9 protein-coding genes and 1 pseudogene are annotated in these 12,945 nt (G+C 54.8%); 7 read left to right on the forward strand and 3 right to left on the reverse strand.

The window, feature by feature from the left end:
• Positions 1 to 2 precede the first annotated feature (2 nt).
• The 7 genes from rsxD (at position 3) to U740_RS11730 (ending at position 8,243) form a co-directional block, all read left to right on the forward strand.
• On the forward strand, positions 3 to 1,070 hold the full coding sequence (rsxD, locus tag U740_RS11700; RefSeq protein ID WP_036860916.1) for an electron transport complex subunit RsxD: 1,068 nt from the start codon (positions 3 to 5) through the stop codon (positions 1,068 to 1,070).
• The gene (gene rsxG / locus U740_RS11705; RefSeq protein ID WP_235189873.1) at positions 1,067 to 1,753 is read left to right on the forward strand and encodes an electron transport complex subunit RsxG; all 687 of its coding nucleotides are present in this window, start codon (positions 1,067 to 1,069) and stop codon (positions 1,751 to 1,753) included. The genes rsxD and rsxG overlap by 4 nt, the downstream gene beginning before the upstream one ends.
• Positions 1,743 to 2,459, forward strand: coding sequence for an electron transport complex subunit E (locus tag U740_RS11710; RefSeq protein WP_036860917.1), 717 nt, complete (start codon positions 1,743 to 1,745; stop codon positions 2,457 to 2,459). The genes rsxG and U740_RS11710 overlap by 11 nt, the downstream gene beginning before the upstream one ends.
• 113 nt (positions 2,460 to 2,572) lie before the next feature.
• Complete coding sequence (locus U740_RS11715) at positions 2,573 to 4,297, forward strand: thiamine pyrophosphate-binding protein (protein WP_036860918.1); 1,725 nt, start codon at positions 2,573 to 2,575, stop codon at positions 4,295 to 4,297.
• Positions 4,298 to 4,393: 96 nt separating this feature from the next.
• Positions 4,394 to 5,854 carry an SLC13 family permease gene (locus U740_RS11720; RefSeq protein ID WP_036860919.1) on the forward strand — a complete coding sequence of 487 codons (1,461 nt, stop codon included), beginning with the start codon at positions 4,394 to 4,396 and terminating at the stop codon, positions 5,852 to 5,854.
• A gap of 19 nt (positions 5,855 to 5,873) precedes the next feature.
• A complete protein-coding gene (locus U740_RS11725) occupies positions 5,874 to 6,323 on the forward strand; it encodes a YaiI/YqxD family protein (RefSeq protein ID WP_036860920.1) in 450 nt (149 codons plus the stop codon).
• A 105-nt stretch (positions 6,324 to 6,428) separates the two neighbouring features.
• Positions 6,429 to 8,243 carry a DEAD/DEAH box helicase gene (locus tag U740_RS11730; protein ID WP_036860921.1) on the forward strand — a complete coding sequence of 605 codons (1,815 nt, stop codon included), beginning with the start codon at positions 6,429 to 6,431 and terminating at the stop codon, positions 8,241 to 8,243.
• A gap of 151 nt (positions 8,244 to 8,394) precedes the next feature.
• Here the strand turns inward: U740_RS11730 and U740_RS11735 are convergent, their stop codons facing one another.
• From U740_RS11735 to aceE, 3 genes and pseudogenes are all read right to left on the reverse strand, one after another.
• Positions 8,395 to 8,853 carry a DUF4864 domain-containing protein gene (locus tag U740_RS11735; protein ID WP_051921555.1) on the reverse strand — a complete coding sequence of 153 codons (459 nt, stop codon included), beginning with the start codon at positions 8,851 to 8,853 and terminating at the stop codon, positions 8,395 to 8,397.
• A 155-nt stretch (positions 8,854 to 9,008) separates the two neighbouring features.
• The gene (gene aceF, locus U740_RS11740; RefSeq protein ID WP_036860922.1) at positions 9,009 to 10,790 is read right to left on the reverse strand and encodes a dihydrolipoyllysine-residue acetyltransferase; all 1,782 of its coding nucleotides are present in this window, start codon (positions 10,788 to 10,790) and stop codon (positions 9,009 to 9,011) included.
• Positions 10,791 to 10,805: 15 nt separating this feature from the next.
• Positions 10,806 to 12,945: pseudogene (gene aceE / locus U740_RS12215) on the reverse strand (pyruvate dehydrogenase (acetyl-transferring), homodimeric type); the annotation flags it as partial.

Raw genomic sequence — 12,945 nt, forward strand, 5'->3', positions numbered from 1 at the left:
CTATGGCGTTGCTTAAAATCACATCACCCCATGCGCACACGGCCCAGAGCACGGCCTCGGTGATGCGGCTGGTACTGCTCGCGACCACCCCCGGACTGATCGCACTGACCCTGTTTTTCGGCTGGGGCTCACTGATCAACATTCTGCTGGCTGGCTCCGTAGCCGTACTCTGCGAAGCTGCGGTGATGCGTCTTCGCAAGCGCCCGGTGATGTTTTATCTGGGCGACAACAGTGCACTGGTCACCGCCGTTCTGCTGGGACTGGCCCTACCGCCCCTGGCACCCTGGTGGGTGGTCGTTGTCGGCACCAGCTTCGCTATCCTGATCGCCAAACACCTCTACGGTGGACTGGGCTATAACCCGTTTAACCCCGCCATGGTGGGCTACGTGGTGCTGCTGATTTCCTTTCCCGTGCAGATGACCGCATGGCCGGCACCACTACCGCTGTATGCAGAGGGCGTCTCTCCACCAGGGTTTCTGGCCTCATTACAAATCGTCCTTGGACTGCCCGGCGCTGGAACGGTGGACGCCTTTACCGCTGCAACGCCACTGGACACCCTCCGGCAAAACAGCGGTCTGCTGATCGCCCAACTGTACGAGCAGGACCCTCTGTTCAGTCTCGCCCGCTGGGCTGGGGCCGGCTGGGAATGGGTCAATCTGGGCTTTTTACTGGGGGGTTGTTTTTTACTGTATCGCCGGGTGTTTACCTGGCACGGTCCGGTTGCCATGCTGGCCAGTCTCAGTCTCTGTGCGGCGCTGTTTTATGACGGCGGCAGCTCCGCCAGTCACGGATCACCCCTCATGCACCTGCTTTCTGGGGGCACCATGCTGGGCGCTTTCTTTATTCTGACCGACCCGGTCAGTTCCGCCACCAGCAACCGTGGCCGACTGATTTTCGGTGCTCTTATCGGGGTGCTGATATTCATTATTCGCAGTTGGGGCAGCTATCCGGATGCCGTGGCTTTCGCAGTGTTATTGATGAATTTTGCCGCGCCCCTGATTGACAATTACACGCTGCCCCGGACCTATGGCCACAAAAAATCCCGCCGGGCTACGGAGAAAAAGGAATGAGCATGGCTTCACTGGCCAGGTCCATCAGTTTCAACAGCCTGCTGCTGGGCGTGTTTGCCCTGATTACTGCAACGCTGCTATCGGTCACCTACCTCAGGACGGAGGAACCCATCGCCGAGGCCAAACGGGAGGTGGCCAAGCGCGCCCTACTGGAAATCGTCCCGCTGGACAGACACACCAATAATTTGCTGGTGGATACCGTGGCCATCCCCGCTGAATTCTGGCCAATGCTCGGGGTCGAAGAGGGCGTAGCCAACATCGCCCGTCAGGGTGATGAACCGGTCGCCGTCATACTGCCCTCTGTAGCCGGGGATGGTTACAACGGTGACATTCAGATGATTATCGGTATCAATATGGATGGTACAGTGGCTGGGGTTCGAGTGATTTCACACAGGGAAACACCCGGCCTGGGAGATAAGGTCGATCTGAACAAAAGTAACTGGATTCTGGGCTTCAACGGAAAATCACTTCGCAACCCGACCCCAGACAAATGGAAAGTGAAAAAAGATGGCGGAAATTTTGACCAGTTCACCGGTGCCACAATCACTCCCCGGGCCGTGGTTAATCAGGTGCGCAAGTCTCTGCAATATTTCAAGGAAAACCGGGAGCAACTACTGAAAGCCGCTCAACGGCCTGTTTCGAACCCACCACCAGCGAAAGAGGATGCCAAAAATGGCGGATGAAACCAGCTATCGCGACATTACCCGCAATGGCCTGTGGACAAACAATGCTGCACTGGTTCAGTTACTTGGCCTTTGCCCCTTGCTGGCCGTAACAGGCTCAGTGGTGAATGCCCTGGGTTTGGGTCTTGCCACCATGCTGGTACTGGTAGGGTCGAATATTGTCGTGTCAATGATTCGCCACCGGGTTTCCGAAGCGGTCAAGATTCCGGCTTTTGTCATGATTATTGCCACATTTACCACCTGCACGGAATTGCTGATGCAGGCATTCACCTATGAACTGTATGTCATCCTGGGTATTTTTATCCCGTTGATTGTCACCAATTGTGCCATCCTGGGACGCGCCGAGGCATTTGCCAGCAAGAATCCTGTGGGGGCTTCCGCACTGGATGGACTGATGATGGGTGCCGGTTTCGGACTGGTGCTTCTTGCAATCGGGGCTATCAGGGAAATCCTAGGCAGTGGCACGCTGTTTGCCAACATGCACCTGCTGTTCGGCCCCATAGCGGAAAATTGGGCTCTGCAATTATTTGGCAATGGTTACGGGTTTCTAGTGATCATTTTGCCTCCCGGCGCTTTTCTGGTGGCCGGTATGCTGATCGCCCTGAAAAATGTCATCGACGGTCGTATTGAGCGACGCAGGATGATGCGCCAGTTACCGGTCACCAAAGGCGCCAAACGGGTGAGAACTACCGGTGCAATCAGCTGAGGTTGTTTGCCAAAACCGGATGACAGGGAACAACGCCACACTACCACGTTGACTCGGGCCCGCGCGTCTCATAGCATCAAGCCGTATGCAGTTCAGGATATCTGGGGAGACGAATGAAAAAGACCGGCGCCTGGCTCACTCGATACGCACTTGAACAGATCGGGGTCACGCATACCTTCGGGATACCCGGTTTTCACAATACGGCTATTTATACTGAACTCCAACAGTCCGACACCATCACCCCCTCCCTGGTGACCCACGAGGCTTCAGCTGCTTTTATGGCCGATGCCATCAGTCGTACAACCAGGTCGATTGGCACACTGCTGATTATCCCCGGTGCCGGCGTCACCCATGCAGCAAGTGGGATTGGAGAAGCGTTTCTCGGCGGCATTCCAATGCTGGTCATTGCAGGTGGTATTGATTACCAGACCAATCACCGTTTTCAGCGACAGGATATCGACCACCGTGCCCTGTTGACCCCGATCACCAAAGCAACCTATCTGGTAGAACACCTCTCGGACATTGTGCCCACCATTTTTGAGGCCTACCGCACCGCAATAGAAGGGGAACCCGGCCCGGTATTTGTGGAAATTCCGGTTAATCTGCAAACCCACAGCATCGAAAACGGGTCCCTGCCCGTTTTCGATGGGCATCGCATCACCCCCCCACTGGATATGGCCGCCATCGAGCTGGCCGCCGAGATGCTGGCAAAGGCCGAACATCCGGGAATCTTGATTGGCTGGGGTGCTCGCGAAGCAAGTGAGTCAATACAGGCATTGGCGTCCCACCTGAATGCCCCGGTGGCGACTACCCTGCAGGGGCTGAGCGTGTTTCCCGCCAATCATCCCCTGCATACCGGCATGGGCTTTGGCCCTGCTGCAGTACCAGCGGCACAACACGCCTTTGCCAACTGTGACTGTCTGTTGGCAATCGCTACCCGTTTTTCGGAAATACCCACTGGCAACTACGGTCTAAACATGCCGAAAACCTTGATCCATGTGGATATCAACCCGGCGGTGTTCAATGCCAATTACCCGGCGGAGCTGACCCTGCTCGGCGATGCGGCCGACGTTGCTGCAGCACTGACGGAGGTGATCAAAAAACATGTGCCAACTTCAGCACCTGACAACCCTTTGCTCACGAAGATCGCTACCGACAAACGGAATTATCTGGCCGACTGGCAGAAACAATCCGGAAAACGGGTCAATCCGGCCCGTTTTTTTACCGCGCTTAGACAGCACATGCCTGATGATGCACTGGTGGCCTGCGACGATGGCAACCACATGTTTCTGGCTGCGGAACTGTTGCCAATTCATCAACCCGGTGGGTTTATTTGTCCCGGCGATTTCAATGCCATGGGGTATGGTGTGCCCGCAGCCAACGCACTGAAAATGGCCCATCCAAAGTGCACAGTCATCGGCCTGGTGGGTGACGCCGCGATGATGATGACGGGAATGGAAGCGCTCACTGCCAGCAAGTACCAGCTCGGGGTCATTTACTGCCTGTTCAACGATGGGGAGGTATCTGGCGAGATCCGGCAACTCCCCGGCCAGGTAACACAGATGATCAAGCTCGGCGAAGCGGACTGGGTGTCTTTTGCGCATGCCATCGGTTGTGAATACGTGACCATTGAAGACAACGACGACATTGAATCGGCCCTCGATACGGCATTTTCTCTGGCGACAGAAAACAGGCCGGTGATGATTGACATCCTCATTGATTACAGCCGACAGAGTGCCTTCAGTGAAGGCATCCGGGCAACCCGCCCAAAACACTTTGCCTATCCATCGAAGGCCAGAATGTTTGCCCGCGCCCTGAAAGAAAAAATTATTGGCTGAGAGGCAAGAGAGACTCAAACCTGCCAGGACAAGGCGCTTAAACTGTGCATCAAAGCCTGCTAGGCTCGGTTTTCCAATAAAAATAAGCACCCGACTATGAACCCGACTCTGTGGCTCGGCCAGTTTCGCCTGTTAGCTCTCCTTGCCGGCCCCCTGCTGGGCATACTGGTGTTTACGGTAGTTCCCGATCAGGTTCTCTCTCTGGATAACAAACTGATTGTGCTCGGCCCAGCAGGCAGGGCCACTGCCGGTCTGGCCGCCTGGATGGCCCTCTGGTGGCTGACAGAAGCCATTTCTATCTATGCGACGGCACTTTTGCCACTCGCCCTGCTGCCTTTGGTCGGGGCCAGTGATATCAATGCCACTGCAAAAGCCTATGCCCACCCGATGATCTTCCTGTTTCTGGGAGGATTTATCCTGGCATTGGCACTGGAGCGATGGCATTTACACCGCCGCTTCGCCTTTACGATATTACGGCTGGTGGGTACCAAGCCGGCAACCCTGGTGGGCGGTTTCATGTTTATCTCGGCCACCATGAGCATGTGGATTACCAACACAGCCACCGTACTGGTGATGTTGCCGATACTGCTCAGCATTATCCAACTGCTCGACAAAGGTGCGCCCAACCGTGAAAACTTCAGCCTTTGCCTGCTTTTGGGAGTGGCCTATGCTGCTTCGATCGGCGGCGTAGGCACTATTATCGGCACAGTGCCAAATATGTTCACCGTCTCGTTTATCCAGAGAGAGCTCGGTATTGAAATCAGTTTTACCCGCTGGCTCAGCATCGGCCTGCCTCTGGTAGTAATCTTTGTGCCACTCACCTGGTGGCTATTGACCCACTGTATATACCCACCGGGCAAAACGCCCATCAATAACAAATTTCTCCACGAACCTACCGAGCCATGGACCCTTGGCGCAAGATTAACCCTTGTTATTTTTCTGTTGACGGCTTTGGGTTGGGTTGCCCGGCCACTGCTGACAAAACTGCCCTGGCTAGGTGGACTCAGTGATACCGGCGTGGCCATCATCGCCACCCTGTTACTATTCACTATTCCGGCAAACCTGAAAAAACGTGAATTTTTGATGGACTGGAATACTGCAATGCGGGTGCCCTGGGGCGTGTTACTGCTATTCGGAGGCGGCCTGGCGCTGGCAGGCGCCATCAGCAGCACCGGGGTTGGAGAACTACTGGCACTGCAACTGGCGGAAGTTCAGGGCTTTCCACCACTGGTTATGACACTGCTGGTAGTAACGCTGGTTATCTTTCTGACCGAACTCACCAGCAACACAGCCACTACCACCACGCTGGTGCCCATCTTTGCAGCCATGTCTATTGGACTGGGCATCGACCCACTGGCTATCATCATTCCGGCTACCATTGCCGCCAGTTTTGCCTTTATGCTGCCCGTGGCCACACCACCGAATGCCATTGTGTTCAGCGCCAATATTATCCGTATTCCCCAAATGGCCAGAGCCGGATTCTGGATCAATCTATGTGGTGCCATCGTCATTACGCTGACCCTGCACCTGACATTGAAAAGCGGCCTGATTGGCTAGCCCGAAACAAGGAGTTCCAATGCATATCTGGGTCGATGCCGATGCCTGCCCAAACCCTATCAAGGAAATCCTTTTTCGGGCGGCGCAGCGCTGCCAGGTTCCATTGACACTGGTTGCCAATCACCTGGTGAAGGTACCCCATTCACCACTGATTAAAGCCCGGCAGGTAGAGAGTGGATTTGATGTGGCGGATAACTATATAGCTCAACAGGTTTTGCCCGGCGATATTGTGGTCACCGGAGATATTCCGCTGGCGGCGGAAACCGTTGATAAGGGTGCACAGGTCATTGGTCCCAGGGGGGAACACTTTACCCCGGCAAATATTCGCCAGCGGCTGGCCATGCGCAACCTGATGGAAGAATTGCGCAATACCGGCGAGGTCAAAGGTGGCCCCGGCAACCTCGGTCATACCGAGCGTCAGCAGTTTGCCAATGTGCTGGACAGACTGCTGGAGGCGAGACCAAAATAGTTCACATCAACCTACCGGGAACGGGAAAATTCTTTATCCCTCATAGCGATACGCGTATACTTGCGCCCCTATTTTCATCCGGCCTACGGCCATACAGGCGTATTTATGTCTTCCCCCGATTTTGCATCACTGGGCATCTCCAAACCAGTGCTCCAGGCTGTTCAGGAACTCGGTTATGAACAACCTTCTCCCATTCAGGCCCAGAGCATTCCGATACTGCTGGAAGGCGCCAACCTGCTCGGTATCGCACAGACCGGCACCGGAAAAACCGCAGCCTTTGCATTACCATTACTGAGCCGTCTGGATAGCAGCCAGTCAGCACCACAGATTTTGGTATTGGCCCCCACCCGCGAACTGGCCATTCAGGTTGCCGAAGCTTTCCAGACGTACGCGCGTCACCTGAAGAGCTTTCACGTGTTGCCGATTTACGGTGGCCAGGATATGCGCGGCCAATTGCGCGGATTACAGCGCGGAGTACAGGTGATTGTCGGCACCCCGGGGCGTATTCTGGATCACTTGCGACGTCGCAGTCTGGATCTGAGCAAACTCCGCGCACTGGTGCTGGACGAAGCAGACGAAATGTTGCGTATGGGTTTTATTGACGACGTGGAAACCATTCTGGCGGAAACCCCTTCCACCTGTCAGCGCGCACTGTTTTCGGCCACCATGCCCCCGGCTATACGCCGTGTGGTGAAGAAATACCTCGGCGATGCCAGGGAAGTCAGTATCGCCGCCAAAACCCGTACCGTGGAACGAATCAGCCAACGCTACCTGATGGTACAGGGCCGCCATAAACTGGATGCTCTGACCCGGATTCTGGAAGTGGAAGAATTTGATGGCATGCTGATTTTTGTGCGCACCAAGTCCACTACCGTCGAACTCGCTGAAAAACTGGAGGCGAGGGGGTTCTCTGCTGCGGCATTGAACGGTGATTTGAGTCAGGCCCTGCGCGAGCGCACCGTCAATCGACTGAAGAAAGGTGATGTGGATATCGTCGTTGCCACCGATGTGGCAGCGCGGGGGCTGGACGTCGATCGCATCAGCCACGTGGTCAACTACGATATCCCCTACGATAATGAATCCTACGTCCACCGGATTGGTCGCACCGGTCGCGCCGGTCGGGAGGGCTGCGCGATCCTGTTTGTCGCCCCCAAAGAACGGCATCTGCTGCGCGCCATTGAGAAGTCAACAGGTCAGCAGGTGACGTCAATGGAGCTGCCCACTGGCGAACAGGTGAGCACCCAGCGGGTTCAGCAGTTCCAGGAGCAGATTCTGCGCAATCTCGATACCCAGGATCTCGACCGTTTTCGTGAGTTGCTGGAAGGAATGGCGCACGACCGCGAACTTTCCATGTCTGATATCGCTGCGGCTATGGCATGGCAACTGCAGCAGGAGCGTCCGCTCTTTCCAAAACTGGCGTCAATTGAAGTGGCCAGCCACGAAAAATCCATTGGTCGCGACAAAAGACCTGATGCTTCACCCCGTGACCGCAGCCAGAAACGCAAGGAAAGACCCACCGACAAGCGCAAGCAACGCGACGAGTTCGGCGAGTTTGAGATGACCACATACCGGATGGAAGTCGGCAAGAATCACGGTGTTACGCCCGGCGATATCGTCGGCGCCATTGCCAACGAAGCCGACATTGAAAGCCGCTATATCGGACAGATCAAACTGTATGATGATCACAGTACAGTTGACCTGCCCGAAGGCATGCCACCTGAATTGCTCAATCACCTGAAAAACAAGGTCAGGGTTTGCCAACAGCCGATGAAACTCAGCCCCCTTGGAGGAGAAAGTGGTCACAGACCACCGCCATCGAAAGGAAAGCTGTCACTGAAAACCAAACCTGGTGGCAAACCACGGGCCAGAAAACCGGAAACCGCCCAAAAACGAAGCGGTTCACGACCGGCGAAAAAGTAATTTTTTAGAGGACAATCGGGCTAAAAAAACCGGGCTGAAAAGCCCGGTTTTTTTAGCGCTGGAAATGTCACCCGATTTACACACCGGGATCAGTCAACCGACAATGCCGATTTCACAACGGCAATACGTCGCAACAATATGCAACGCTGATCTAGGCGGATACACCGTCATAGGGATACATCACAACATTCGTTACTTTCCAGGTCTTATCGTCCTGCTGCCGAAGGGTATAAATAATCTGCCATAACTGGCGATTGGGGTCAGTGACAATCAACTCCTGGTAAACACGGCCTTCCGATAGGGTATTTCTGCCAAACAGATAAGATACAGGTCGGTAGAGCGGCATGTATTGACTGCGTACCATCTCGATAAACATCTGGACCGACGGGAATGCATGCCTGACATTCGGCGCAGCAAAAGAGTAGGCGGTATTGTAATCATCGGTTTTGAAAGCCGAAATCTGGCCCTCAATCACCTGTTGCACCGCCTGCTGATCGGACTCACTCAACAGGTTTTCCTTGGCCGCGACAACAGGGGAGAGTAACAGAGCCATAAAGATGGCAATGATGACAGAACTGCAGAAAATCAGGTGGAAACGTTGAATTGCCATAGCGGTTTCTCTGGTCACTTGAACAGGCCAAATACGGCACGCCGTTATTGGCACATAACTCAGAGTTTAGAACCCGGGATGGGCGATCAGTTCCAAAACGTTGTCTTCCCCATCCAGGTTGAGGAAGACAACGTTTTGTTGAGCCCTCGTCAGGCCTACAGCAACAACCGGCGTATATCGGCGATCACGTCAACGAGGCAGGTAAAGAAACGGCCACAATCGGCACCATTCACAATACGGTGGTCATAGGAAACACTCAGCGGCAACATCAGCTTCGGCTGAAACTCTGCTCCATCCCAGACCGGTTTGATCTGGGATTTCGAAACGCCGAGGATGGCCGCCTCGGGCGCATTCACAATCGGTGTAAAACCATTGCCACCGATGGCCCCCAAACTGGAAATTGTGAAACAGCCACCCTGCATCTCAGCGGCTGACAGTTTGCCTTCGCGGGCTTTGACTGCCATTTCATTGACTTCATCGGTCAGCTCCCAGAGCCCCTTTCGATCCACGTCGCGAATCACCGGCACGACCAGCCCCCGGGGAGTATCAACCGCCACACCGATATGAATATATTTTTTCTCGACAAAATGTTCGCCATCACTGGCGAGAGAGCGATTGAACGAGGTATTGACCGCCAGGGCATGGCCACAGGCCTTGAGGAGAAATGGCAGCAGGGTAAGGCGTGAGTTCCTTTTCTCGGCCTCGGCCTTGAGTGTATGGCGAAAGGCTTCAAGCTCCGTAATATCGGCCTCATCAAATTGCGTAACGTGAGGCACGTTGAGCCAACTACGCTGCATGTTTGCAGCCGTCAGTTTGTGAATTTTCTGCAGCGGCACCATCTCAATTTCACCAAATCTGGCGAAATCCACCGTGGGTATGGGAGGAATTCCCGCGCCTGTTGCGCCGGAGACAGCAGCATTTTCTGACTTTGCCACCGCATTTTTGACATATTCCTGCAGATCGTCCTTGAGAATACGATTGCGCGGTCCAGAACCGGAAACCTTCCGCAAATCAACACCCAGCTCTCGGGCCAGTGCCCGTGAGGCGGGGCCAGCATAGACCTCCGCGGCTGCGACATCATCTCTTGTTGACGCTGCATCCGGTTTGGAAGACTCCTCACTGGCCACAGGCGCTTCTGCCACGTCCGGTTTTTTGCCGGAAGAAATATCGGTTTCAGAGGAGTCAGACTCGGCACTGACCTTTTTTTCCGAAGGGCTGGACGCGCTGTCCGCGCCTGTCTTTTCATCAGGCTCTGCTGTCTTATCGGTGGTGCCGGGTTGATCCGAATCCAGCATTATTTTCATGCGGGCAATCTTGTCTCCAGTGGCGATCTTGTCACCCACTTTAACCGCTACACTGACTAACTCCCCGGCAAAGGGTGCCGGCAATTCCATGCTGGCCTTATCCGTTTCCACCACCAGGATGCCATCGCCTTCGGCCAACTGGTCTCCTGAGGCTGCCATAACTTCGATGACTTCAACCGCATCGGCACCGCCAATATCTGGCACCAGCACATCTTCTTCAGCAGCCGGACCTTTAGCTGCGGAAGGCTCAGCCTGTTTGTCAGGCTTGTCTACAGCTTCAGACTCGGAGTCTTCTTCCTCTGCACTCTCAGGGGGCTCGTCCTTATCTTCTGGCTGTGGAGCGTCGTCCCGTTCTCCCGAAGCGGCTGACTCTTCTGCTGAATCCGTTTCATCCGCCGTTTTCTCGATTTCGAGGATGGGGGACCCTTCACTGACTTTGTCTCCCTCCTTCACCAACAGCTTTTTGACCTGGCCCGCTTGGGGGCTCGGGACATCCATGGTGGCTTTATCGGACTCCAATACGATGAGGGATTGCTCCAGTGCCACGGTATCACCCACCGCAACACATAGCTCAATGACGTCGACCGTATCAGCGCCACCGAGATCAGGTACCAGGATTGTTTCAGAAGTCACAGTTTATTCTCGTTTTCAACAGCACAGTGGATTGGCTTTATCCGGATCAAGGCCGAACTCTTTAATAGCCTTGGCAACCAGGGATTTCTCTATTTTTCCTTCATCGGCCAGCGCACCCAGCGCCGCCACCGCAATGAAATAACGGTCAATTTCGAAGAAATGGCGCAGCTTTTCACGGCTATCACTGCGACCGAAGCCATCTGTACCCAGCACATGGTAATTGGCAGGAATAAAGGCGCGAAGCTGTTCGGTATAGGTTTTGACATAGTCCGTGGCCACTACCACAGGTCCCTTTTTGTCCTGCAATTGCGCAGTAATGTAAGGTATCTTCGGCTCGCTCTCGGGATGCATTCGATTCCAGCGTTGAGCCGCCTGCCCGTCGCGCGCCAGCTGATTGACGCTGGTCAGGCTCCAGATATCCGCTGCCACCTTGAATTTATCCCTGAGAATCTCTGCTGCCGCCCGGACTTCATTCAGAATTGCCCGGCGCCCATCAGCTGAACCCTCAGCTTGGTATTCTTTCCCTCTTCCAACAGGTAGATTCCCTTGACGATACCCTCTTCAATCCCCGTTGGTATAGCGGGCTGTTCATAATTTTCGTTCATGGTGGTGATGTAATAGAAGCAGTTTTCCCGATCCTGATACATCGCCCGCAAACCGTCCTGGATAATCACCACCAGCTCGTAGCCATACGCCGGATCATAGGTTCGGCAGTTCGGCACGGTATTGGCCAGCAGGTGGCTGTGCCCATCCTGATGCTGCAGGCCCTCGCCATTCAACGTCGTTCGCCCCGAGGTCGCCCCGATCAGAAACCCCCGGGCCTGTATATCGCCCGCAGCCCAGGCAAAGTCACCGATGCGCTGAAAGCCAACATGGAGTAAAACCATAGAAAGGGATCATAGGGCAATCGTAATTGCTGTAGGCTGTCGCCAGCGCAATCCACGCGGAAAATGCGCCGGCTTCGGTTATCCCTTCTTCAAGAATCTGGCCGCGCTTGTCCTCCTTGTAGTACATGATCTGGTCGCGATCCTGGGGCACATACTTCTGGCCCGCTGAGGAGTAAATGCCCAATTGCCTGAACATGCCCTCCATACCGAAGGTTCGGCTTCATCGGGCACAATGGGTACCAACCGCTCGCCGATTTTTTTGTCTTTGCCAAGACCCCAAGCTGTCGCCACAAGGTCATGGTAGTGGATACCTTGCGATCCCCACTGCCCTCAAGCAACTTGTCAAAGTCCTCCAAGGCGGGGTATCTCCAAGTGATGTGAATCCGCCCGCCGTGAGGGAACCGGCCCCCCAGCGACTCGCGCCGCTTTTTCATATACATCATTTCAGGGCTGTCTTCAGGTGGCCGGTAATAGGGCACCTTTTCCAGATCGTCATCCGCAATCGGGATTCCGAAACGATCACGGAAATGTTTGAGTCCTTCCAGATCAAGTTTCTTGATGGAGTGGGTATCATTGGACGCTTTCACCCACGCCCATCCCGTAACCTTTCACCGTTTTCGCCAGAATCACGGTGGGTTGGCCTTTGTGGGCCAACGCCTCAGCATAGGCGGCATAAACCTTGTAGGGATCGTGTCCGCCCGGTTCAGATACATAATGTCCCGGTCGCTGAGATCTTCAACCAATGACTTCAGCTCCGGATAGGCCCCAAAAAAATGTTCCCTGGTATAGGCGCCACCATTGTGCTTGTAGTTCTGGTAATCACCATCGCAGGTTTCATCCATCCGTTGCTGCAACAGGCCCGTCTGGTCTTTCTCAAACAATGGATCCCAGAGGCGCCCCAGACGACCTTGATGACGTTCCAGCCCGCTCCGCGAAAGACCCCTTCCAGCTCCTGAATGATCTTGCCATTACCGCGCACCGGCCCATCCAGACGCTGTAAATTACAGTTCACTACAAAGATCAGGTTTTCCAGATGCTCCCTGCCAGCAAGAGAATAGCACCCAGGGTTTCCGGCTCATCGCACTCGCCATCGCCGAGGAATGCCCACACCTTTCGATCACCTCGCGGAGACATGCCACGCGCCGACATATAACGCATCACATGCGCCTGGTATATCGCCTGCAGGGGACCCAGCCCCATGGAAACGGTGGGGAATTGCCAATAATCAGGCATCAGCCAGGGATGGGGGTATGAGGAGAGCCCTTTCC

The sequence above is a fragment of the Porticoccus hydrocarbonoclasticus MCTG13d genome (assembly GCF_000744735.1).
In the GTDB taxonomy this organism is placed as follows: Bacteria; Pseudomonadota; Gammaproteobacteria; order Pseudomonadales; family Porticoccaceae; genus Porticoccus; species Porticoccus hydrocarbonoclasticus.

What these genes read in the sequence shown, in the direction of transcription:
- U740_RS11735 (WP_051921555.1), bottom strand. Translation starts at nt 8,853, where the DNA reads ATGGCAATTCAACGTTTCCACCTGATTTTCTGCAGTTCTGTCATCATT.
- U740_RS11715 (WP_036860918.1), top strand. Translation starts at nt 2,573, where the DNA reads ATGAAAAAGACCGGCGCCTGGCTCACTCGATACGCACTTGAACAGATC.
- U740_RS11725 (WP_036860920.1), top strand. Translation starts at nt 5,874, where the DNA reads ATGCATATCTGGGTCGATGCCGATGCCTGCCCAAACCCTATCAAGGAA.
- rsxG (WP_235189873.1), top strand. Translation starts at nt 1,067, where the DNA reads ATGAGCATGGCTTCACTGGCCAGGTCCATCAGTTTCAACAGCCTGCTG.
- U740_RS11720 (WP_036860919.1), top strand. Translation starts at nt 4,394, where the DNA reads ATGAACCCGACTCTGTGGCTCGGCCAGTTTCGCCTGTTAGCTCTCCTT.
- U740_RS11730 (WP_036860921.1), top strand. Translation starts at nt 6,429, where the DNA reads ATGTCTTCCCCCGATTTTGCATCACTGGGCATCTCCAAACCAGTGCTC.
- U740_RS11710 (WP_036860917.1), top strand. Translation starts at nt 1,743, where the DNA reads ATGGCGGATGAAACCAGCTATCGCGACATTACCCGCAATGGCCTGTGG.
- rsxD (WP_036860916.1), top strand. Translation starts at nt 3, where the DNA reads ATGGCGTTGCTTAAAATCACATCACCCCATGCGCACACGGCCCAGAGC.